The sequence below is a fragment of the Rouxiella badensis genome, assembly GCF_026967515.2.
In the GTDB taxonomy this organism is placed as follows: Bacteria; Pseudomonadota; Gammaproteobacteria; order Enterobacterales; family Enterobacteriaceae; genus Rouxiella; species Rouxiella badensis.
Genome location: NZ_CP114062.1, coordinates 334,230 through 357,400, shown reverse-complemented (window position 1 = coordinate 357,400; position 23,171 = coordinate 334,230). Strand labels below are relative to the sequence as shown.

The following is a 23,171-nucleotide window of genomic DNA, read 5'->3' as shown; positions in this document are numbered from 1 at the left end:
GGTTTCATCGCAGGATTGTTCACCCTAAAGCATTAATTTTAAACATTAGCTTAGTGCCTGTACGAAACAGCGATACTCTGTGAGTGCGGCACCTTACTTCAGGAAACAATCATGAATGCGAACGAGACTTCCCCTGCAAAAAATCCAGCAAAAAAGCCTAAGGTCGATCACCTGCGTTTTCACCGAAAACATCAGAAACTGTTACCTACGTTCGGCGAAAACTGGTTTGCCCTCAAGGCTGAGGCCTTTGCACGCTTTTTCGGCACACCGCTCTTTTTAGGTGCGCAAACAATTATCGTGGTGGTGTGGATAGCAGTGAATGAATTTGGCTGGGCTAAATTTGATATCTATCCCTTTATTCTTCTCAATCTGGCGTTTAGTCTGCAGGCCGCTTACGCAGCCCCACTCATCCTGCTTGCACAAACCCGCCAGGCAGAGCGTGACAAAGCCAATGCCGAAGCAGATGCCCTGCATCGGGAAGAATTAGCCCATTTGAATGACCAGCGGTTAGAAATTGCGGCACAGCAAAACGAACAAATGTTGAAGCTGCTAGAACAGAACACGGAACTCACGAATCTGACCAAACAGCTCACCGAAAGAGTGGAGCACCTGACTATCGAGCTTCATAAAAAGCTGATGGAAAAAGAATAAAAAAACCCGACGGCAACGTCGGGTTTTGTCAATCATAGCACTCGTGAATCGGTTTAACGCCAGCCTAGTGCCGGTGCGATATGTTTCAGAATAGATTCGATAACGTGCGCATTGTAATCAACCCCAAGCTGGTTTGGCACGGTCAGCAGCAGCGTATCTGCTTCGGCAATCGCCTCGTCCTGTTTCAGCTGTTCAATCAGCCTCTCAGGCTCGGCGGCGTAGCTGCGGCCAAAGATAGAGCGGTTATTCTCTTCGAGGAAGCCAATTTTGTCGCCTTCCTGTCCACTTCGTCCAAAGTACGCCCGATCCAAATCGTTCACCAAGGCAAAGATGCTGCGGCTCACCGATACGCGCGGCGCGCGCGCGTGGCCACTCTCCTTCCATACCTTGCGATAGGCGCGAATTTGTTTCGCCTGTTGGATATGGAAAGGCTCGCCTGTTTCATCGTCTTTCAGCGTCGAGCTTTGCAAGTTCATGCCCAGCTTGGCAGCCCACTCTGCCGTTGCATTAGAACCCGCTCCCCACCAGATGCGTTCACGTAGGCCCTCTGAATAAGGCTCAAGGCGCAGCAGCCCCGGTGGATTCTGGAACATCGGCTGCGGGTTTGGCTCGGCAAAGCCTTCGCCTTTGAGCACCTCGAGCAGCGCGGTGGTGTGACGACGCGCCATATCAAACTCAGTTTCGCCGTCTGAAGGCTGATAACCGAAATATCGCCAGCCATCGATAACCTGCTCAGGTGAACCACGGCTCAGACCAAGCTGCAAACGCCCACCCGAAATCAGGTCTGCCACGCTAGCATCTTCAGCCATATACAGCGGATTTTCGTAGCGCATATCAATAACGCCGGTACCAATCTCGATGCGACGGGTTTTGGCACCCACCGCTGAAAGCAGCGGGAAAGGCGAGCTAAGCTGACGAGCAAAATGGTGAACGCGGAAATAGGCGCCGTCGGCCCCCAACTCTTCAGCGGCAACGGCCAGGTCTATCGATTGAAGCAGAGCATCGGCGGCAGAGCGCGTTCCAGACTGTGGAGAAGGCGTCCAGTGGCCAAACGACAGAAAACCAATCTTTTTCATAACGCATTTGTCCTTGTATACGGAAACTGCGGTGCAGAGTAATTTCTAGATTGTTTCCATCATAGTACACTCGCCCGTGCGGCACAGTGGCAGGACATGGCATGATTATTGAGTATTTTTGATGTAATAGTTCCAATATCTTGAACGATAGAAACAAAAAGAGCGCACATGGCGCTCTTTGAGAAGACTTCGAAAGTCAGGCTTTGCAACCCAACTCCGCTTCAGCGATTTAGCAACTCACGTTCAATGCGCTCACGCGTCGCGACCGCCTGATGTGGCATCTTTTCAGGGTAGCCGAACAGAGAAGTACAGATAATTGACTCACCGCCGACCTTAAATTTACGGTTAGCGAAGTCCATCTGGCGCAGGCTTTCGAACAGTGCGTCAAAATTCACTTCACCCTCTCCGATGCCCACGTGTTGGTGTACAACGGCATCTACACCCGGTGGATTGACGATATAGCGACAGTGTTTGGTGTGGTTCATGGTATCGGCAATCAGCACGTGTGACAGGTCGCTCCCCGCGTAGTCCAGCATGCTCGCTACATCGCCCTTACCTTTGTCATAGAAGAAGGTATGCGGGACGCTGTAAAGATATTTAACGTTGTCGCTACGCAGTGATTTCACCAGGTCAGCCGTTTCGTTGTTTTCTTCACAGAAGTCCCACGGGTGCGACTGGATCTCTAAACGAATGCCTTCGCGCTCAATGATGGGCAGCAGTTCTTCCATCGACTGATACCAGCGTTCTTCGCAGATCTCAGGCTGATTCGGGTCACCCGACAACTCGGTGTTGATCACCTCCACGCCCATGTCGACGGCGATCTCAATCATTCTCTTAAAGTTACGTACCGCCGCAATACGGCGATCGTTATCCGGACCAGACCAGCGATAAACCACAATAAATGACGAAATTTCAACACCATATTGTTTTAGCGCACGCTTGTATTCATTCATCACATCCAAGCCCGCTTTCGGATGCTTATAAAATGGGTTAATGCGCGGATGGGGTGATTGTTCGATATATTTATAGCCCCACTCCGACACCTGCCTCACCATATCGGTGATGCTTCTATCCCTGATAACGTCGACATCAAAAGCAATTTTCATATCCGGCTCCGCACTAGTTGTAGGGTAACGCTTAATCAGTCATGCAATAGCGTGATTAATATTCACGCGCCTTATCAATGTTCTCACGCAGCATCTGCGCCACCTTATCAACTGACTCTTTTTCAGAAACCATTGCGCCACCGACGCGCCACCAGCTGAAATACTTGTGGATCATGGTTTTAGGCAAGACTTTAATGTCGATAAGTGTCGATACTTTCTGACATTTTGCATCAGCCAACGCCTCGTGCAGCTCCTCGATCGTGGTTACGGAATAGGTTTTACAGCCGTAACCCTCGGCGATTTTGGCGAAGTTTACCGGCACGAAACCACCGTCTAGCTTCGAGGTTGAGTCTGCCCTGAAACGGAATTCGGTGTTAAAACTGTCCATACCGTGTTCCATTTGCAGGTTGTTGATACAGCCATTCGTCATGTTGTCGAGCAGGACGACGTTAATTTTTTGATGTTCCTGAATCGATGTCACCAGCTCAGAGTGCAGCATCATGAAAGAACCGTCACCGACCAGCGCATAGACTTCGCGCTCAGGTTCGGCCATTTTCACGCCAAGCGCTGCGTTAACCTCATACCCCATGCAGGAATAACCGTACTCTACGTGATAACCGTTAGTGTCGGTCGTGCGCCAGATACGCTGAAGGTCACCCGGCAGACTCCCGGCGGCCGCAACGATGACGGCGTCTTTATCAAACGAGCTGTTCAAGGTGCCCAATACGCGACTCTGCGTCAGCAGCGAACCGGTCAGTTTTTCGAATTCTGCGTAGACCGCTTTCCTGTCCAGATGATCATTGATTTCAGGAATGAAATCTTCGCCGCTGTAGTCTACCTGGTATACACGTTTCGTTTCTGCGATCAGCTCTTCGCGAACATCGGCAATCTGGTGTCCCCATGCCGCATGGAAATCGCTTCCCAGCAGTCCCTTATCCAGCGCCTGTAGACCCTCACGCGCATCGGCTATCACATGAACGGCATCGAGCTTGAAGGCGTCGAAGCGGTTGACGTTGATATTGAGGAAAGAAACATCGGGATTCTGAAATATCCATTTCGATGAGCTGGTGAAATCCGTATAGCGCGTGCCCACGCCAATAATCAGGTCGGCCTCTTTCGCCAGCTGGTTAGCCGCCAATGTCCCTGTTTCACCAATGCCCCCGAGATTGAGCTTATGCTCCGAGGTCAACGTGCCTTTACCCGCCTGAGTTTCTGCAAACGGTATACCGTAACGTTCGGCAAACTGCTGTAGGGCTAATCCAGACTGAGAGTATTTTGCTCCGCCACCGCAGACGATTAACGGTTTACGTTTGCCTTTAATCAGGGCCAACGCATCGGCGAGTGCGCCCACGGTCACCGGCTGGCGGTCAATACGATGTACGCGTTTCTGGAAGAAGTATTCTGGATAATCATAGGCTTCCCCCTGCACGTCCTGCGGCAGTGAAAGCGTCACCGCACCGGTTTCAGCCGGGTCAGTCAGTACGCGCATCGCGCTAATACAGGCGGTCATCAGCTGTTCGGGACGCACAATGCGGTCCCAATACTTGCTGACAGTGCGGAAAGCGTCATTGGTGCTGATGCTCAGATCATAACTTTGTTCAATCTGCTGCAACACCGGGTCAGGCTGGCGAGAGGCAAAAACGTCCCCCGGCAGCAGTAATAAAGGAATGCGGTTGGCGGTGGCCGTTGCAGCCGCAGTCAACATGTTCGCCGCACCAGGTCCAACGGAAGACGTACAGGCATAAATCTGCTGGCGCAGCTTTTGCTTGGCGTAACCGGTTGCCGCATGCGCCATGCCCTGCTCGTTACGCCCTTGATGAACAATCAGTTTTCCGCTGTCTTGTTCCAGCGCTTGCCCAAGCCCCAGCACGTTGCCATGGCCAAAAATAGCAAAAATACCGGTAACAAACTTTATCTCTTCACCGTCTACTTCGACGTATTGCTGATCTAAAAAGCGGACCAGTGCCTGCGCCATGGTTAATCTGATCTTTTTCATCTTCCATTCCTTGCGGTTAACGCTGTTACCGTGGTGATGTTTTCATCAAAAATGATATGAAAAGATTATAAAGATTTTATTGTCTAGTGAAATGAAAAAACCGAACCAATTTTTCATTTTGAGACAATCATCATAAAAATAAAACAAAATAATCGTCATTCGCCTGGAAGGGGAAGTGCGCAGAAGGGTAACTCAAGAAAAGGGTAATATATTAAGTAAATGATTTAATTATGATTAATATTAAAAACAAGAGAAAGAGTATGCGTCACAATTTTAGTTTTAAAATTTCATTTTAACTTTAAATGAAATTTTTGGGATTTTCGAAGAGTCATGATGACCTGAGAACAACCCGTTTACCTTGCCCCGGCCGCGGGGCAAGGTTACCTGTTAACCGTGGGCGATTTGGGTTTTGCTTTTAAAGCCCACCATGAACAGCATGATAGCCCCGACCATCAGCACCATATCGGCCACATTAAACACGCCAGTATGCACAATGCCTGCACTCACATTCATGAAATCAACGACATAACCGCCATAGACGATTCGATCGAGCAGGTTACTGATCCCTCCCGAGAAGATCATTGTCAGTGAGATCACGGTGATCGCGTCGGCTCGTTTATTCAATAAGGTATAGACCAACAGCGCCAGCAGGAAAGCCCCTAGGCCAATAATCATCAACGCATAGCGCACATTGGCGGGCAAAGTGCCGCCCAACCCCAAAAAGGTGCCCGTATTGTGGGTCAGCAACAGTCGAATACTGCCCCCTAAATACTCACGGACAGACTCCATAGACAGCGTTGCCTTTGCAATTGCTTTAGTGATTTGATCAATGCCAACACACAGGGCGAATACGACGACTATCAGACCGAGCCGTTTAGTGAATTTCATGAAGTTCTTCCAGAACAAGAAAAGGATAGCCCCAGTATAGCCACCCGACGCATCACCTTCCATACCGCAGCACCGCTGGCAATAGGCCGTAACCTTTTACCGAAAAACAACGACACAGGCTGACAAAAACTGAAAAAGGTCCAGCAAGAGTGTGGGGGAGATCAAGAAATTAAATATTTCGAATAAATAATATTTGAAATTTAAATTTCGAATGGTTAAATTGAAATCAACGGTGAGGCCTGCTTCCCCATGAAGGAAAAGGGCCAAGCCGTTTCACGGAGGGCGTGAAGATAAAACCATTCTGTGCGGTGATACGTTCATCGTCTCGGCAGCGGCGGCGCTCACTGCCGATACCGAGATTACACCGAAGAACGTTAACGGCGCAGGGTATGACCCTTTACAACAAGGATGTTGTAAAGGTCCTCATTTTTTCGTCGCTGAACCGGCAATATTACCTGCACCTTTCAACGCGAGAGACATCATCAGGGTTTGTGCCAGACACATCGAGGCTATTTGCGAGCGGAAGCCGTCAACCTGGGCTTCGCGTACAATAAAGCAGACTTCGCTGAATGCGGTGAGCGGACTGACCAGACTGTCGGTAATCGCTATCTGTTTTGCTCCTTGAGCGGCCCCCATCGAGACTAAATCAACCACTTCCTGCGCGTAAGGCGAATTGCTGATTGAAATCACCACGTCGGTTGGCCGCACCATGTTGAGTTGCTCGTTAAACATTCCGCCCAGACCGTCAATCAAAAATGTACGACGTTCCAGATGGCGGAAAGCATAGGTCAAATAGGCCGCAATGCTGAAGGAACGACGGAAACCGATGACGTAAATGTTCTCGGCTTCATCCAGCAGTTTAACCGCGCGCTCAAGATCTTCGGCCTTAATCTGGCTGCTCAACTGTTGCAACGCCTGTTCATTCACCATGCTAAAAACTTTCAGGATTTCAGCCGGTGTCTCCGGAGCGCCCGCATCTTCACTGGCCGTTTGGCGGGACAGACTCGCACGTTCGGTGTAATTGACCGTGCCTTCCATTAGATGCTGACGGAAAACCTGTTTCATTTCGTTGAAGCCGTCAAAACCGTAGTTATTGGCAAAACGAATCAGCGTGGAAGGCGGTACGTCGGCTTTTTCGGCGATCGATGCGATAGTTTCAAAAGGGATGGTGTTGCCGTTATCCAGAATATAGCGGGCAACCTGTTTCAGCCTTTTGCTCAAAGAGTCGTAGCTTGAGCGAATTTGGTCTTGCAGTTGCGCGAGTTGTGAAGGAGTCGCCATAATTTTTAACTGTACCTTAAGTAAAACTATCGTGGCAGCAAGGGAGTCCCTCTCTGCGCCATACATATAACTTTCATAGGCTTATCTTAGCAAGTCACCCCGCATCAGAGAAATAAGTTTACCCTTTTCATATTGCAACAAATAGGACGTGGATCGGGAAATCGTAAAACAATCCATGTTTTACAATCAGTTGAAATCTTTCCTTTGCCAAATAAAGCCTATTTTAAGGCAGCATGCGCTTCAGCGTATCGTCTTTCATGAAGTAGTGATGGAACAGCGCCGCCAACGCGTGCAGTGCCACCAAATAGTAGCCTATGTTCGCGACCAGCTCGTGGGTGTTTCTTAGCCCTGAGCGCCACTCGGGATGCGCGGGCACCAGCTGCGGAAGCTCCCAACCGAGCAGATAAATACTGCGCCCAGCAAACTGAACGGTGAGAAAACCCAGCGTGGGTAACGCGAGAAACAACAGGTAAAGCAGCCAGTGCGTTAGCGTGGCCACGTGCGCCTGCCAACGTGGCAGCGGCGGCGTGATAGGCGGCGTACGAAAACGATGGCGCAGCAGGATGCGAATAAACACCAGCACCCACACGCTTAGCCCAAAGTTATAGTGCAACTGACGCACCAGCACGCGATAGTCGTCGGGGAAATAGTCACGGCCCAGCATCGCGCCATAGGCAAGAACGATCATCAGTAACGTCAGCCAGTGCAGGCTGATTTGCAGCAAAGAGTAGCGATTTTTCATCGATTTATTCCCAACGTCCATAGGCATTAAAAAGTACGGCAATATGTTTAAAAATAATAGCGTGAAATTAAGGGGATGCGTGGAAGCGAGGATTAACGCCTTTGTGCAACAAAAAAACCGGGCACTCAAGGCCCGGTTTCTATCATTCGGTCAAACGTGACGCTATTTCGCGATGGATTATGCTTCGCCGCTTAGTGATTTCTTTTCCAATGCCGCAGCATCGCTGCTGCTTTTCTTCTGCGGGATCAGGCCATCTGCTCGGAACATCGCTTTTATGCCTCGTACCGCCTGACGAATACGGTCTTGATTCTCGATCAACGCAAAGCGGACGTGGGTATCGCCGTAATCGCCGAAACCAATACCTGGCGAAACACAGACTTTAGCGTCGGCCAGCAGCCGTTTCGCAAACTCCAACGAACCAAGATGCGCGTAGGCTGGCGGGATTTTTGCCCAAACATACATCGATGCCTTAGGGTTTTCCACCATCCAGCCCGCCTCGTGCAGGCCACGCACCAGCACATTACGACGCTGACGATACTGTTCGGCGATATCTTTAACGCACTGCTGGTCCCCTTCGAGGGCCGCGATGGCCGCAACCTGCAGCGGGGTAAAGGTGCCGTAGTCGTGATAACTCTTGATGCGCGCCAGTGCATTCACCAGCTCTTCGTTACCGACCATGAAACCAATACGCCAGCCGGCCATGTTGTAGCTTTTTGACAGGGTAAAGAATTCGACCGCGATGTCTTTCGCGCCCGGCACCTGCATAATTGACGGTGCTTTCCAGCCGTCATAGACGATGTCAGCATACGCCAGGTCATGAATAACCATCACGTTGTACTGCTTGGCCAGCGCGACCACCCGTTCGAAGAAGTCCAGCTCCACGCACTGTGCCGTAGGGTTCGAAGGGAAGCCCAAAATCATCATTTTGGGACGGGGAATGCTCTCTTTTATCGCACGTTCAAGCTCGCCGAAGAAGTCAACGCCTTCGACCAGCGGCACGGAACGCACCTGCGCTCCGGCGATCACTGCGCCATAAATATGAATAGGATAACTAGGGTTCGGCACCAGCACCGTGTCGCCGTGGTCAAGAGTCGCCAGCATCAGGTGAGCCAGACCCTCTTTCGACCCAATGGTGACAATAGCTTCGCTTTCAGGGTCAATCTCAACCTGATAACGATCGGCATACCAGCGAGAAATAGCGCGACGAAGACGCGGAATACCGCGAGAGGTCGAATAGCCGTGGGTGTCTTCGCGCTGTGCGACGGTCACCAGTTTCTCGACAATGTGCGGCGGCGTAGGGCCATCAGGATTACCCATACTGAAATCGATAATATCTTCGCCGCGACGTCGCGCAGCCATTTTCAATTCAGCGGTAATGTTGAAAACATAAGGAGGAAGACGATCAATACGTGTGAAACGACGCTTTGGACTGGAGTCAGTCATGATTACCTCGAGTAACGTTAGCGCCCGGACCATCCGAGCGACGCTGTTCTGCTGCCTTGGCCCTAAGGGGGCGGCCGCAGAACGAGGAATCAACATATCGCAGTGTTTTAAAACTGTCGATAGATTAAACAAATATTTTTTCCAGCGCCTTACTGCGGCCTGCGATCGTTTTTGAGCAGCCCCAACAGCCAGTCATTATGCCACTCGCCGTGCAGACGATAACTTTCACGCAAGGTGCCTTCGAGGGCGAATCCGCAGCTTTCCAGCAGGCGTCGCGAAGCGATATTTCCTTCCAGAACGTTGGCCTGCAGCCGGTGAAAACCGCACTCATCGAAGGCGTAGTTCAGCACTTCGCGCAGCGACTCCTTGCCGTAGCCTTTGCCCTGCGCGTCTGGCAACAGCATAAAACCCACCTCCGCCTGCTGATAAGGCCGCCAGTCCGGGAAAAACCCTGTCAGGCCAACCGCCCTGCCGGTTTCACGTTCGCGGATCACCAGACACAGCCAGAAATCGGAATATTTATCCCATTTGCCCACCCGCTGTTCGAAACGGTGGCGGATTTGCGCGGTTGTTTCAATATCGCCGATGTATTTCATCACGCCCGGACTCTGATTGAGTTTCAGAAACAACGACCAGTCTTCAAACGCGATGGGTCTCATGGTCAGCCGCGGTGTAGTCAGCAAAATCATGCCTTTTCTCCCTGTGAATTACCTTGAACGGTTATCCGCAACACTTTCTCAAGTACGCCATAAAATCGCCATTCTAGAAAGAGACTGGCGCTTATTTTTGATAAACGACGCTCCGTATAGCGGGCGGTAGCACATTTCCCTATAATCAGCAGAATCCTACTGAGCGCGATGCCAAGGCATCCCACCGAGAGTCTGCTGTGCATAACGTTTTTGATATGACGCTGGCGGTGTTTGACCGCGCGGCGTTGATGCTGATCTGCCTGTTTTTCTTGACCCGCTCCCGCCAGTTTCGCCGGCTGCTGCAAAAAGACAGCGATGCGCATACCCCCCTCGAACTGGCCGCCGTTACTGCCATTTTTTCGCTGTTCGCCATCTTTGGCACGCTGTCGGGAATTAACGTCGAAGGCTCGCTGATTAACGTTCGCACCATTGCTATCGTCTCAGGCGGGATCCTCTTTGGCCCCTGGGTGGGCATCATTACCGGACTTATCTCGGGCACCCACCGTTTTCTGATAGATATTCATGGCGTTACCTCCATCCCCTGCCTGATAACCAGTATTATCGCCGGATTTCTCTCGGGCTATATCAATCTGCGGGTCAAAAAGCAGCACCACTGGAAAATGGGCATTGCCGCCGGCATGCTGTGTGAATCGTTGACCATGGTATTGATTTTGCTGATGTCACGCCCTTTCTCGCTCGGGCTGGATATCGTGATGATTATTTCTGCGCCGCTGATCCTCGGGGCCATTTCCATCGGCCCCATTGTGCTGCTGGTGCAAAGCGTGGCCGACGAAAAAGAGGCGATTGCCGCCCGACAGGCGAGGCTGGCGCTGGATATCGCCAACAAAACGCTGCCCTATTTCCGCAATATTAACGCCGAATCGATGGCGACTGTCTGCAATATCATTCGTGAAGACATTAATGCCGACGCCGTGGCAATTACCGACACCAAGAACATTCTCGCCTACGTGGGCACCGGTGCAGATCAATACAATATTGGCCATGAGATCATTAGCGAAAATACCAAAGAAGCGATCAGCAGCGGGCGGATCACTATCAAGAATAACGATGAAATGGATAGAACGCCGCAGATCCACTCACAAATGATCATTCCGCTGTGGGAAAAAGGCGTCATAACCGGCTCGCTTAAGATCTACTATTGCCACGCACACCGCATCACCTATTCGTTGAAGGTCATGGCGGTCGGTCTGTCGCAGATTATCTCCACGCAGATGGAAGTATCGCGCGCCGAACAACTGCGTGAAATGGCCAACAAAGCCGAGATGCGCGCCCTGCAAAGCAAGATAAACCCCCATTTCCTGTTTAACGCACTGAACGCGATTTCGTCGTCGATTCGCATCAATCCGGACACCTCGCGACAGCTGATCATTAATCTGTCGCGCTACCTGCGCTACAATCTCGAATTAAACGACGAGCTTATTGATTTGCGAAAAGAGCTGCATCAGGTGCAGGACTATATCGCGATCGAAAAGGCGCGATTTGGCAGCAAACTGACGGTAATTTACGACATTGACGACGATATCTCGGTGTCTATACCTAGCCTGCTTATTCAGCCGCTGGTAGAAAACGCCATCGTCCACGGCATTCAGCCTTGCAGCGGGAAAGGCGTGGTAGTGATTGCCGTTAAGCGCCTCGGTAGCAAAATTAAAGTGTCGGTTAAAGACACCGGGCAAGGCATTTTGCAGTCGGTAATTGACCGAGTGGCGAATAACGAGATGCCGGGGAATAAAATCGGTCTGCTCAACGTTCATCACCGCGTCAGTCTGCTTTACGGGCAAGGCCTGCAGATCCGTCGCCTCGAACCGGGGACGGAAATCTCATTTTTCATACACCAGGATGATAAACGCCCGTGAAAGCTATCATTGTCGAGGATGAATTCCTGGCTCAGGAAGAGCTCAGCTATCTGATAAAGACCCACAGCGGCATTGAGATCGTCGACAAGTTCGACGACGGGTTGGAAGTGCTGAAATATCTTCAGAATCATCAGGTTGATGCCATTTTCCTGGATATCAATATTCCTTCACTCGACGGCGTGCTACTGGCGCAGAACATCAGCAAGTTCGCGCACAAGCCGTACATTATCTTCATCACCGCTTATAAAGAACATGCCGCCGAAGCCTTTGAAATTGAAGCCTTTGACTACATACTCAAGCCCTATCACGAGTCGCGCATCGTCACCATGCTGCAAAAGCTCGAGACCCATTTCAAGCGCGACAGGCAGGCCGATACGCCTGCCGCTACTGGCAGCAACCGCGTCAGCCACAGCATTAATCTTATCAAAGACGAGCGGATTATCGTGACCGATATCAACGATATCTATTACGCGGCCGCGCAGGAAAAAGTGACCCAGGTGTACACCCGGCGAGAAGAATTCACCATGCCGATGAATATTTCGGAGCTGTGCAATCGCCTGCCGGCAGAGCATTTCTTCCGCTGCCATCGCTCTTACTGCGTGAATTTGTCGAAAATCCGCGAAATCGTGCCCTGGTTCAACAACACCTACATTCTGCGCCTGAGCGACCTCGACTTTGAGGTGCCGGTCAGCCGCAGCAGGGTTAAGGCCTTCCGCCAGCTCATGGGCCTATAAACAATTTCGCCTCCGCGGCCAGAGGGCTGAGGAGGCGAAATTGGAATCGGCTGGCGATTGCGGTCTTAGGCGACGAGCGTGATACCCATCGACTGGCGCAGGTAAGCCCCTGAACCCAACAGGCCAGGCTGATCGTGAGTAATCAGATATACTGGAATATCAACCAGATAGTCTTTAAAACGCCCTTTATCTTCGAAGGCGGCGCGGAAGCCGGAAGCCTTGAAGAACTCCAGGAAACGAGGCACGATGCCGCCCGCGATATAAACCCCACCGAAAGTGCCCATGGTCAGCGCCAGATTGCCCCCGAAGCGGCCCATAATGACGCAGAACAGTGACAGTGCGCGACGGCAGTCAAGGTTGTCTTCCAGCGCCAGCTTGGTAACGTCTTTTGGCGCGTAGTCTTCTGGCTCGCGGTTGTCAGACTTGACGATAGCGCGGTACAGATTGACCAGACCTGGACCCGAAAGAATACGCTCGGCAGAAACGTGGCCCATCTCGGTGCGTAGCTGCTCCAGAATGATATCTTCTTCTTCGCTGTTTGGTGCGAAATCGACGTGTCCGCCCTCACCCGGCAGACTTAACCAGCGATTGTCGACGTGAATAATGTGCGCCACGCCCAGACCGGTCCCCGCACCGTAGATAACAGCCGGTTTACCGTCCTGCGGTTTTTTACCGCCAAACTGCAACAGGTCCACTTCTTTCAGCATTGGGATAGCCATGGAAACAGCGGTGAAATCATTAATGACTTCAAGATGGTCCAGCCCCAGGTTTGCCTTCATCTCGGCAATCGAGAATTTCCAGGTGTGGTTGGTCATCGCAACCCAATCACCCACGATAGGACAGGCGATGGCAATACACGCATCTTTCACTTCCTGATGCTGCTGCAGCTCCAGATAATGACGAACTGCCGCTTCGAGACTGTCGTAATCCAGGCCGGAAAAAGTCTGGGCCTGAGAGATCTCACCGCTGTCCAGAGCGCAAAGCGCCAGACGGCAGTTAGTGCCTCCAACATCGCCCACCAGGGAGTACTTGGTCATTTTTATCTCCGCAAAAATTAAATTGCTTGCCCTGCTTCAGCTCGCATTCAGTGATGATACTCGGCCTTTTCAGACATGCCCGATTGTGGGCTGGAAAATCTAGGCCAGCAGGACTATAAGTGCTAAGTGCTTACATATTCGTGAGGGCAAAATAGCGGTAATTGCCCTATGCTGCAACGCCGATTTAACCTATTGATGATATAAGCAGCGGCATACCGCAAAATAAAGCGGTAAAAAACAAAAATTCGACGATCCTCTATACATTGGACAGAGCAGAATAATAAGGGAATTCTTGCATGTTGCATCCTCGTGCCAAGACCATGTTGACCTTCGGCGTTCCGGCCCTGCTGATTGGCGCTGCTTCCGGTATTATTCTGGTCGCCGTCATGCGTTTTGCCAATGCGCTGCAAAGCCTGTTTTGGCTGCATATTCCCGACGCGCTAAAGATTAACACGCTATCCGCAGGATGGGTGTTGTTTATACTCACATTAACCGGTATAGCCGTCGGCGCGCTGATTCGTTCGATGCCGGGCCATGCCGGGCCTGACCCCGCCACCGAGTCGCTGATTGGCATGCCGGTGCCGCTGGTCGCCATACCGGGCCTGCTGCTGGCATTGGTCATCGGCCTTGCGGGCGGCGTCAGCCTTGGGCCAGAAAACCCTATCATCGCAATAAACATAGCCGTCGCCGTGACCGTGGGCACGCACCTTTTCCCTCGCGTGCCGACTACAGACTGGATAATTCTCGCCGCCGCAGGCACGCTCGGTGCTTTGTTTGGTACCCCGATTGCCGCCGCGCTAATCTTCTCTCAGACCCTCAACGGCGGAAAAGACGTCTCGCTGTGGGACAGACTGTTCGCCCCCTTGCTCGCCGCCGGTGCCGGTGCGCTAACCAGCAATCTGTTTTATGAACCCGACTTTGCACTCAACCTGGCACCCTATGCCGAGACGCATTTCATCGACATTATCAGCGGTTCGGTAGTGGTGATGATAGCCATCGCACTGGGCATGTTGGCGGTATGGTGTTTCCCACACGTGCACCGCGCGTTCCATGCAATCCCTAATCCTGTTGTTATGCTCGGTATTGGCGGATTCGCGCTCGGCCTGCTGGCGCTGATTGGCGGGCAGATTACGCTGTTTCGCGGTTACGATGAGATGAAACTGCTGGCGATAAGCAGTGCCAGCCTGTCGCTGGGCCAACTGCTTGCTATCACGCTGAGCAAGCTGGCGGCGCTGGTCGTGGCGGCGGCCTGTGGATTCAGAGGAGGGAGGATTTTCCCGGCGGTGTTTATCGGCGTTTCATTGGGTGTTTTGCTGCATAATCACGTGGATTCGGTGCCGGCGGCGGTGACCGTGTCCTGTGCGGTAATGGGAATGGTGCTGGTGGTCACGCGCGACGGTTGGCTGAGCCTGTTTCTGGCGATTGCCGTGGTGCCGGACCTCAAGCTGCTGCCGGTGCTGTGCATCGTCATGCTGCCCGCGTGGCTAGTGCTGGCCGGAAAACCTTTGATGCTGGTTATCCGGCACGACAGAAGCTCAGAAACCGACCGCGAATAAGCTCGGGCGCTAGCTCAATGAGAACGCGACGGCGGCCTGCGCATGAATCGCGGTTGTATCAAAGACCGGCACGCGGGCGTCGTCGGCACCGACCAGAAGCGTAATCTCGGTACAACCGAGAATAATGCCCTCTGCGCCCCGCAGCTCCAGCGAACGAATAATGCGCCGGTATTCCTCACGCGAGGCCTCAAGAACCTTACCGAGGCACAGTTCTTCATAAATAATACGATGCACGACGGCGCGGTCGGCCTCATCAGGCGTGATAACCTCGATGCCCAGCGCCTCAAGCCGCCCGCGATAAAACGCCTGCTCCATAGTGAAACGGGTACCCAGCAGGCCAATGCGGCGCAGCTTTTGCGCCAGAATCGGCCGCGCGGTGGCATCGGCGATGTGCAGCAGCGGCAGTCCGCCGATATTCTCTATCGCCTCGGCAACCTTGTGCATGGTGTTGGTACAGAGCACAATCACCTCGGCATCGGCATTATTGAGCGCCAGCGCCGCTGCACCGAGCACTTCCCCGGCTTTCTCCCAGTTTCCCTGCGCCTGCAGTTGTTCAATTTCATAGAAATCAACGCTATATAGCACCAGCCTGGCGGAATGAAGGCCGTCCAACTGCTGCTTGATTTGCTCATTGATTGCTTTGTAATAAGGAACCGTCGATTCCCAACTCATGCCGCCAATCAGGCCCAGAGTTTTCATTTGGATCTCCTCGCATCCTTGTTGTTCATCGAAAATAGAGGAACACCAGGGCGATAACAAGACTCGGGCGTGCTGAAATTAACGTCTTAGCGGCTCTCTCGCCTGATTTCTCTTACGCGACATCACGCGCTGACGCAGCGTATCGTACAGCCAGTTATAGCCGATGGTATAAGGCAAGAAAAACAGGAAGAAACCCAGTTCCAGAACGAAGGCGTCTATCAGGCTGATTTGCAGCCACCAGGCCGCGATCGGCAGGCCTATAAGAATAAAGCCCCCCTCAAAACCCAGCGCGTGCCCTACGCGGAGCGGAAAAGTACGCTTCACGCTGCCCATAGGCCAGAAATAGTCGAAAACGCTGTTATACACCACGTTCCAGACCATCGCGGTGGTAGAGAGTAAAATCGACAATACGCCCATCTCGAGGACAGGTTTATTCATTATCCATGCCGCGACAGGGGCGCAGATAAGCAGCGCCATCACCTCGAAGCCGACGGCGTGAATGAGCCGCTCAGTGAGACTTTTTTGCGCCTTCATTGATGCGTTTAACGATGACATAGTGTTTACCTTTAATAATCCTGATGGTGTCCGTGACCCTTCCTTGTCCTAAGGAGCAGGATTATCATCGCTAATAAAGATAGAATAAAGTTAGCTAGTATCGATAAAACCGATACATCACCGTTACCTCAGATTGGGAATGCATCAATGCGCTATTCACCCGAAGCGTTACTGGCTTTTGTCGAGACCGCCGCCAGCGGATCCTTTTCTGCCGCCGCGCGTAAACTGCATAAAAGTCAGTCAACGGTCAGCACCGCCGTGGCAAATCTTGAGGTTGATTTGGGCATTACGCTATTCAACCGCGAGGGCCGTCAACCGCAGCTGACGCCACAGGGTCAGAAGGTGCTGGCCCACGTACATGCCATTTTGTCGGCCAGCGAAAAACTCGATGAACTGGCGGTGCGGTTGTCGGCGCAAATCGAGCCGCGCCTGACCTTTGTGCTTTCGGATACCTATCAACCGACCCATTACGAGACGCTGCTGAGCCACTTCGAACAGCGCTATCCCGACATCGAGTTTGAATGCCTGATTGCCGAAGACCGCGACGTGATTGACCTGTTGCAGCTCGGGCGCGCGCATATCGGCATGCTTGAAGTACAGGAGAGTTATCCGCCGGATATTGGCTATGCGCGTCTGCCCGACCAGACCGAGATGGCGCTGTTTGTCGCCAAAAAACACCCGCTGGCCTCAATTGATGCGCTGCGCCATGAAGATTTGCCCGCCTATCGGCAGCTTTGCCTGCAAACCTACGGCAGGCAGACGCAGCAGAAAGCCCTTGGACAGACCTGGTCTGCGCCGAGCTATCTGATGCTGCTGGAGATGGCGGAACAGGGATTTGGCTGGTCGATACTGCCACGCTGGCTGGTGGCGCAGTTCGGCCACAACAAACTGGTAGAGCTCAGTCTCTCGGGATGGCCAAAGATGATTTCTATCGATGCGGTCTGGTCGCGCAACAATCAGCCGGGACCGGCAGGCCGCTGGTTTATCGACAGCCTGCTCGACCCGTTGCGTATCGAGGGGCAGTAACCGCCCCTCATGAGCGATGGGCGACGGCTATTCGCGTGAAGAATTATGCGCTTCGAGCGCACGGGTAACGGCGCTCAGTAGCGGCGGAACGTCCATTTTCGGCAGCACTACCTCAACCCAACACAGCTGAGGGCGGGCGTCTATCTTCGCCATCACCTGTCGCAGTTCACTCACGTCGGTTACACGTTCCACCAGCGTCGGTTCTGTCGCGCCAAACGCCTGCGGCAGTAAAGTCCACTGCCATTGGGCAATATCGTTGTAGCGTTGTTCAGCGCCATGAATTGCCCGCTCAACCGTGTAGCCATCGTTGTTAATAATGAAGATGACGGAATTGAGCCGATAACGGATAGCCGCACCTAGCGCCTGCACGGTAAGTTGCGCTGAGCCATCACCGATTATTAATACGACGCGCCTGTCGGGATTGGCTATCTGCGCGCCCAACGCCGCAGGCAGCGTAAAGCCTATCGAGCCCCACAGCGGCTGGGCAATAAAGTCACAGCCTTCAGGCAAGTTCAGCTGCGCCGCACCGAAACAGGCGGTTCCCTGCTCGACCACCAGAATATCACCGGGTTGCAGGAAGGTCTGAATCTCTTGCCAGAAGGCCTGCTGACACAAGCCCGTTTCGGTTGGCGCAGGCAGGGTTTTGTCAGGAATAGCCGCGGGCTTCCAGAATCCGGCCAGTTCGGCGGTCAGGCGATGCAGAATATCGACGCTTACCGACAGCGGGACGTGGCTAAATACCTGCTCCCCTACCTGGGCGCTGAACGGCTGGAGATCGATACGTTTATGCTGCGCAATATTTTGCGTAAAGCCGCTGGTCACCGTGTCAGAGAAGCACACGCCGAGAGTAATGACGGCATCGGCATCCTCAATGACGCTGCGCAGCGGCTCGCCGCTGGCCTTCCCTGCGTAGGTGCCACAAAAGGTCGCACGGCGCTCGTTCAATAATCCTTTCCCGAGCAGCAGCGTGGCGTGCGGCAGCGGAACGTCGTCCACCCATTGCTGTACCGCGTCACGCACCTCAAAACGATCGGCCAGAAAGTCGGCTAACAGACTCACGCTGTCGGCCGAGCGCAACAACGCAGTCGCCGCGCGGGTGAAAGCCTCGACAGAATTTTTGTCCACGGCAGGCAGGCGAGATTCAAGAGGCCGAGTGGGGGCGGAAACCTGATGAGAAGCTACGTCGGTTGGCAGTTGAATGTACACCGGACGCCGCGCATACAGCGCCTCGCCTAACACTCTGTCTATCTCCCGCGTGGCATTTTCGGGGGTAAGCAGTGCCTGCGCCACGGTTATCTGGGCGGACATACGGGGAAAATGGCTGAAATCGCCGTCGCCGAGCGAGTGGTGCAGCAGTTCATGGCGCTTCTGCGCGTTGAGGGCGGGTGCACCCACAATATGAATAACGGGAACATATTCCGCATAGCTGCCGGCAATACCGTTCAACGCGCTGAGTTCGCCGACGCCAAAGGTGGTGAGCAGTGCGGCGGCAGGTTTGCTGCGCCCGTAACCGTCGGCCCCGTAGGCGGCATTAAGCTCGTTGGAGCAGCCGACCCATTTCAGCCTGGGATGAGCGATAACGCTGTCAAGGAACTGCAAATTATAGTCACCCGGCACACCAAATAATTCATCAATGCCCAACTCAGAAAGTCGCTCAACGAGATAGTCACCTACGCTGAAAATATGACTCATGATGATCTCCTTTTAAATATTGAACTGCTAGTTAATAGTTCTAGCACAGTGTCCCCGAGTACAAATGAGTCAAAGAATTATTATTCAAATGGTGAATGGAAAGCGGCAAAGACAGTCGGCGTAAAAATGCCGTTTTTTAGTGCAATGCCTTCAATCTCCTAAGAGTTTTCCTTTGTTCTAAAAAAAGAGTAGCCGATGTGATCGCGACATCTGAATATAGAAGTGAAAACGCATACACTAAAACGCTATTTTACTAACGGTAACTTTTAAACAAGGATCCCTATGCCTTATCAAGCCAACCCCGCCCGATATGAAACGATGCTTTATCGTCGCTGTGGTCACAGCGGCCTAAAACTTCCCGCTGTCTCGCTAGGCCTGTGGCACAACTTTGGTGATACATCGCGCTTCGAAACTGGCCGCGAACTGGTTCGTCACGCCTTTGACCAAGGGATAACGCATTTCGATTTAGCAAATAACTATGGGCCTCCGCCGGGATCGGCCGAAGAGAATTTCGGGCGTATTCTGCGTGAAGATTTATTGCCATGGCGCGATGAGCTGATCATCTCCTCCAAGGCAGGCTACACCATGTGGGACGGCCCTTACGGCGACTGGGGGTCGAAAAAATATCTGGTTGCCAGCCTCAATCAGAGCCTTAAACGCCTGGGCGTCGAGTACGTTGACATTTTTTATCATCACCGTCCCGATCCGCATACGCCGCTGGAAGAGACGATGTCCGCGCTGGATTTGATCGTGCGTCAGGGCAAGGCGTTGTACGTTGGGCTGTCGAACTACCCGGCGGATCTGGCGCAAAAGGCTTTTGATATTCTTAATAAACTGGGCACCCCCTGCCTCATTCATCAGCCAAAATATTCCATGTTTGAGCGCTGGGTAGAAGGCGGACTGCTGGATACCCTGCAACAAAACGGCGTAGGCTCGATTGCCTTCTCACCGCTGGCAGGCGGCGTGCTGACTGACCGTTATCTGGCGGGAATTCCCGAAGATTCGCGCGCCGCCAGCGGCAGCAAATTCTTGAATCCGGAGCAGATAACGCCTGAAAAACTGGAGAAGGTGCGCAAGCTGAATGAGATAGCTCAGGCTCGCGGACAGAAGCTTTCGCAGATGGCGCTCGCCTGGGTGCTGCGCGGCGACAGGGTGACCTCAGTGTTGATCGGGGCCAGTAAAACCAGCCAGATTGATGACGCAGTGAACAGTTTGAGCAATCTTGAATTGAGCGTACAGGAAATAGCGGCGATTGAAGACATCCTAGTGTAACCGCTTACCTCAAACGGGAAAACTTTGTTAACAATGCTCTCAGGGACTTACTGTAAGTATATCGTTAAACTGGGTAAAAGAATCAAAACAGGATTGCAGACAATAGAAAGCCTGCCGTCCAGGCCTTATAACTGTCATTATTGAAAACGTTATCTAACGAATTAATGCAAACCCAATTATTTTATGTCGCGGCTTTATCGTTACAGCATGAAACAAGTGGGAATAAGGTTGAATGGAGAAACATGATGAAAAAATTACCCGTTGTAAAGATTGCTCTGGGTGCCCTGCTGTTCGGCCTGTTGCCAGCCACTATGCCTGCACACGCTGACGGTATCAGCATCAATGTTCCTGGCTTGTCTATCAGCATCGGCCAGCGTGATAACCGCGGTTATTACTGGGACGGTTATGATTGGCGTTCTCCGTACTGGTGGCAACACCGTAACGAATACTATGGTCACCGCAACGATCGCGGTTACTACTGGGACGGCGCTCGCTGGCGTGATGGCGGCTGGTGGAACCAGCACGGTCGCGGCCACGGCGGCCCGGGCCCTCGTCCTGAATTCCACGGCGGTCCTGACCACGGTCGCGGCGGTCCAGATCACGGCCATGACGGCGGCGGTCGCGGCGACCACGGTGGTGGCGATCACGGCCATGGTGGTGATCACGGCGGCGGCCAGCCTCGTCCTCCTATGGGCGGCCCAGGCGGCGACCACCATTAATCTCCCTGAACAAGGGGCACTGAAAAGTGCCCCTTTTTTTATCCGATCATTTTGGCTAAAAATGCTACTTTTTACCCAAAGGTTAAACCTTATTAATGCTTTAATAATTTTGTAAAAAATCAGAATTAGAGTCCCTCACTTTTATAAGCCCATAAAAATGAGGTAGAACATGAAGTTAAAGCTTGCCGTCGCTATTTCCCTACTCTGCACACCTGCCCTGAACGCCTATGCTTCCGATGTCACCATTACGACGCCGATACTCAGCTCGATGGATAACTTTCGTGATATTGCGGGCACCACCACGGCCTACAGCACCACTTACGGCGGCACCATGCGCAGCGGCGTCTTTTATCGTTCGAACGTCTTCACGCCGTCGGCTGCCGATCTGGCTACTCTCGAAACGCTGGGCATCACCCATATTTACGACCTGCGCACCAGCAGCGAAATCGCCGCCACGCCGGATACTGTTCCGTCCAATATAACCTACACCAACATCAATATCCTTGGCGATAGCAGCTCGGCCGCGACGGCAAGCTCTTCCTCGACCTCTGCCGCCAGCCTGTTGACTAGCCTCGGCTCGGCCAGCGGAGCCGAACAATATATGGATGAAACTTATAAAGAGTTTGTTGATGACAAAAACGTCAGCAGCGAGTTTGGCGTGCTGCTCAATGACCTCGCCAGCACCAAAGGCGCGGCGCTGTTCCACTGCACGGCAGGCAAAGACCGCACCGGCTGGGCGACTGCCATATTGCAAAGCATTGCCGGCGTAAGCACCCGCGACATTTATCAAGATTATCTGGCGACCAACACCTATACCGCCGCCCGTATCAATGCGGAACTGGCCGCGATGCCCGCCGCCGAAGCCGCCATCTACGCGCCGCTTCTCACCGTAGAAGCCAGCTATCTCACCACGGCATTTGATGAAGTGATTGCAGAATACGGCTCAATGCAAAACTATTTGACCGAGGGCCTGGGTCTTTCGCAGGCCACGATTTATGTGCTGCGCGCCAAGATGGTGCTCTACTCAACGCTGCCGGGACAGGCGGGAATGCGTGGCAACGACGCCGAAGGTGCGGAGCTGCTTAACGAACTGCAAAACAGCAGTCTTTCTGGTGCTTACACTAACTATAACTACTATTTGCAGTCGGCAATCGATGCCGGAACGCTGGGCGGCGTGCAGTCGACCGTCGGCGGTCAGGTCTATGCCGATACTTCAAGCTACCTTCTTCGTCAAAACTCGCTGCTCGACGATGCGCTTGCGCCTTATACCGACAGTTCGCGCATGAAAGACGGCGAAAGCAACCTGTGGGCAACCGCGCTTTCCGGCTATCTCGGCACAGGAGGATCCGCACAGGCCTCCAGCAGCAACGAACACAGTACAGGCGTGATGATGGGGCTGGGTCAGCGCTTCAACAGTCGCGTCAGCGGCTACGGTACCTTTGGCTATGACCGGGGATCGGTCGGCGCGGCGGGCGGTGAGGTGAAAACCAATCTAACCTTTGTGGGCGCGGGCGGACGACTGGCGTTCAACAACCTTGATGCCGGAGCCTTCTTAGCCGCGGACGTCAACGCCGGATGGGTCAATGACAACGGTAAACGCCAGCTGGGCGGCGGTCTGGGCACCGCATGGGGCGACACCGAAGGTCAGTTGGTCGGCGGCACGCTGCGTCTGGGCTATGCTAGTGACCTTGGGTGGGTCCGCGTGGAACCTTCCGTAGGAGGACGTGTGTCGTATCTCAAACTCGACGCCTTCCAGGAGCGCGGCAGCGAACTTGCGCTGGACATGAACCGCACAAGCGAAACCAGCACCCGCGGCGTCGCTAACCTCAAGTTCGCCTTCCGTCCTTCAGAGGCAGGCAACTGGGCTATCACCCCTGCGGTTAACCTCGGCTATGAGCACGACTTCAGTAATCCGACGGTCAGCAGCAGCGGTGAACTTTACGGCTACAGCGTGACACAGGATTCGTCTTATCACAGCCACAACTTCTACACTGCCGGATTGAACGTTATCGCCAGCCACGGCCCGGTCAGTCTTGGCGCACAGGTTGCCGCGCTGGGATCGGGCGACACCAAAGGGGTCAGCGGCAGTCTGAATCTCAGCTACATATTTTGATTATGGTTAAACAGCATGCAAA

General features: G+C 53.0%; 20 protein-coding genes. 8 read left to right on the top strand and 12 right to left on the bottom strand.

Features of this window, described 5'->3' with window-relative positions:
* Positions 1 to 111 precede the first annotated feature (111 nt).
* Positions 112 to 651: a DUF1003 domain-containing protein gene (locus tag O1V65_RS01860; protein ID WP_017494298.1), complete on the top strand. Its 540-nt coding sequence runs from the start codon at positions 112 to 114 to the stop codon at positions 649 to 651.
* A gap of 53 nt (positions 652 to 704) precedes the next feature.
* Here the strand turns inward: O1V65_RS01860 and O1V65_RS01855 are convergent, their stop codons facing one another.
* From O1V65_RS01855 to O1V65_RS01820, 8 genes are all read right to left on the bottom strand, one after another.
* Positions 705 to 1,727: an LLM class flavin-dependent oxidoreductase gene (locus O1V65_RS01855; protein WP_017494299.1), complete on the bottom strand. Its 1,023-nt coding sequence runs from the start codon at positions 1,725 to 1,727 to the stop codon at positions 705 to 707.
* A 221-nt stretch (positions 1,728 to 1,948) separates the two neighbouring features.
* Positions 1,949 to 2,833, bottom strand: a complete 885-nt coding sequence (locus O1V65_RS01850) for a sugar phosphate isomerase/epimerase family protein (RefSeq protein ID WP_017494300.1) — start codon at positions 2,831 to 2,833, stop codon at positions 1,949 to 1,951.
* Positions 2,834 to 2,888: 55 nt separating this feature from the next.
* Complete coding sequence (gene iolD, locus O1V65_RS01845) at positions 2,889 to 4,829, bottom strand: 3D-(3,5/4)-trihydroxycyclohexane-1,2-dione acylhydrolase (decyclizing) (protein ID WP_084913321.1); 1,941 nt, start codon at positions 4,827 to 4,829, stop codon at positions 2,889 to 2,891.
* Between the two features lie 387 nt (positions 4,830 to 5,216).
* Positions 5,217 to 5,717: a signal peptidase II gene (gene lspA, locus O1V65_RS01840; RefSeq protein ID WP_017490721.1), complete on the bottom strand. Its 501-nt coding sequence runs from the start codon at positions 5,715 to 5,717 to the stop codon at positions 5,217 to 5,219.
* 423 nt (positions 5,718 to 6,140) lie between these two features.
* Complete coding sequence (locus tag O1V65_RS01835) at positions 6,141 to 6,998, bottom strand: MurR/RpiR family transcriptional regulator (RefSeq protein ID WP_165428916.1); 858 nt, start codon at positions 6,996 to 6,998, stop codon at positions 6,141 to 6,143.
* 223 nt (positions 6,999 to 7,221) lie between these two features.
* Positions 7,222 to 7,740 carry a cytochrome b gene (locus O1V65_RS01830; RefSeq protein WP_017490719.1) on the bottom strand — a complete coding sequence of 173 codons (519 nt, stop codon included), beginning with the start codon at positions 7,738 to 7,740 and terminating at the stop codon, positions 7,222 to 7,224.
* 177 nt (positions 7,741 to 7,917) lie between these two features.
* Positions 7,918 to 9,183 carry an alanine transaminase gene (alaC, locus tag O1V65_RS01825; protein WP_017490718.1) on the bottom strand — a complete coding sequence of 422 codons (1,266 nt, stop codon included), beginning with the start codon at positions 9,181 to 9,183 and terminating at the stop codon, positions 7,918 to 7,920.
* Positions 9,184 to 9,332: 149 nt separating this feature from the next.
* Positions 9,333 to 9,872: a GNAT family N-acetyltransferase gene (locus O1V65_RS01820; protein WP_017490717.1), complete on the bottom strand. Its 540-nt coding sequence runs from the start codon at positions 9,870 to 9,872 to the stop codon at positions 9,333 to 9,335.
* 197 nt (positions 9,873 to 10,069) lie between these two features.
* Between O1V65_RS01820 and O1V65_RS01815 the strand changes: the two genes are divergently transcribed.
* Both O1V65_RS01815 and O1V65_RS01810 read left to right on the top strand, forming a co-directional pair.
* A complete protein-coding gene (locus O1V65_RS01815; protein WP_017490716.1) occupies positions 10,070 to 11,746 on the top strand; it encodes a sensor histidine kinase in 1,677 nt (558 codons plus the stop codon).
* On the top strand, positions 11,743 to 12,480 hold the full coding sequence (locus tag O1V65_RS01810; protein WP_017490715.1) for a LytR/AlgR family response regulator transcription factor: 738 nt from the start codon (positions 11,743 to 11,745) through the stop codon (positions 12,478 to 12,480). Before O1V65_RS01815 ends, O1V65_RS01810 begins: the two co-directional genes overlap by 4 nt.
* A 65-nt stretch (positions 12,481 to 12,545) precedes the next feature.
* Here the strand turns inward: O1V65_RS01810 and glk are convergent, their stop codons facing one another.
* Complete coding sequence (gene glk, locus O1V65_RS01805; RefSeq protein WP_017490714.1) at positions 12,546 to 13,517, bottom strand: glucokinase; 972 nt, start codon at positions 13,515 to 13,517, stop codon at positions 12,546 to 12,548.
* A gap of 296 nt (positions 13,518 to 13,813) precedes the next feature.
* Here glk and O1V65_RS01800 point away from each other — a divergent pair, with 296 nt between their 5' ends.
* Complete coding sequence (locus tag O1V65_RS01800; RefSeq protein ID WP_017490713.1) at positions 13,814 to 15,073, top strand: ion channel protein; 1,260 nt, start codon at positions 13,814 to 13,816, stop codon at positions 15,071 to 15,073.
* Positions 15,074 to 15,082: 9 nt separating this feature from the next.
* Here O1V65_RS01800 and O1V65_RS01795 read toward each other — a convergent pair whose 3' ends face one another.
* Positions 15,083 to 15,772: an aspartate/glutamate racemase family protein gene (locus O1V65_RS01795; protein ID WP_269130114.1), complete on the bottom strand. Its 690-nt coding sequence runs from the start codon at positions 15,770 to 15,772 to the stop codon at positions 15,083 to 15,085.
* A 78-nt stretch (positions 15,773 to 15,850) separates the two neighbouring features.
* Positions 15,851 to 16,327 (bottom strand): multidrug/biocide efflux PACE transporter, encoded by a 477-nt coding sequence (locus O1V65_RS01790; protein ID WP_017490711.1) that lies wholly within the window; start codon positions 16,325 to 16,327, stop codon positions 15,851 to 15,853.
* Between the two features lie 147 nt (positions 16,328 to 16,474).
* On the opposite strand from O1V65_RS01790, the gene O1V65_RS01785 reads away from it, so the two are divergent.
* Positions 16,475 to 17,353 (top strand): LysR family transcriptional regulator, encoded by an 879-nt coding sequence (locus O1V65_RS01785; RefSeq protein ID WP_017490710.1) that lies wholly within the window; start codon positions 16,475 to 16,477, stop codon positions 17,351 to 17,353.
* A gap of 27 nt (positions 17,354 to 17,380) precedes the next feature.
* Here O1V65_RS01785 and O1V65_RS01780 read toward each other — a convergent pair whose 3' ends face one another.
* Positions 17,381 to 19,045 (bottom strand): alpha-keto acid decarboxylase family protein, encoded by a 1,665-nt coding sequence (locus tag O1V65_RS01780; protein WP_084912935.1) that lies wholly within the window; start codon positions 19,043 to 19,045, stop codon positions 17,381 to 17,383.
* A gap of 282 nt (positions 19,046 to 19,327) precedes the next feature.
* On the opposite strand from O1V65_RS01780, the gene mgrA reads away from it, so the two are divergent.
* From mgrA to O1V65_RS01765, 3 genes are all read left to right on the top strand, one after another.
* Positions 19,328 to 20,317, top strand: coding sequence for an L-glyceraldehyde 3-phosphate reductase (gene mgrA, locus O1V65_RS01775; RefSeq protein WP_017490708.1), 990 nt, complete (start codon positions 19,328 to 19,330; stop codon positions 20,315 to 20,317).
* A gap of 245 nt (positions 20,318 to 20,562) precedes the next feature.
* Entirely contained in the window at positions 20,563 to 21,036 is a 474-nt protein-coding gene (locus O1V65_RS01770; RefSeq protein WP_017490707.1) for a DUF2502 domain-containing protein, read from the top strand.
* 169 nt (positions 21,037 to 21,205) lie between these two features.
* Complete coding sequence (locus tag O1V65_RS01765; protein ID WP_227989785.1) at positions 21,206 to 23,149, top strand: tyrosine-protein phosphatase; 1,944 nt, start codon at positions 21,206 to 21,208, stop codon at positions 23,147 to 23,149.
* Positions 23,150 to 23,171 lie beyond the last annotated feature (22 nt).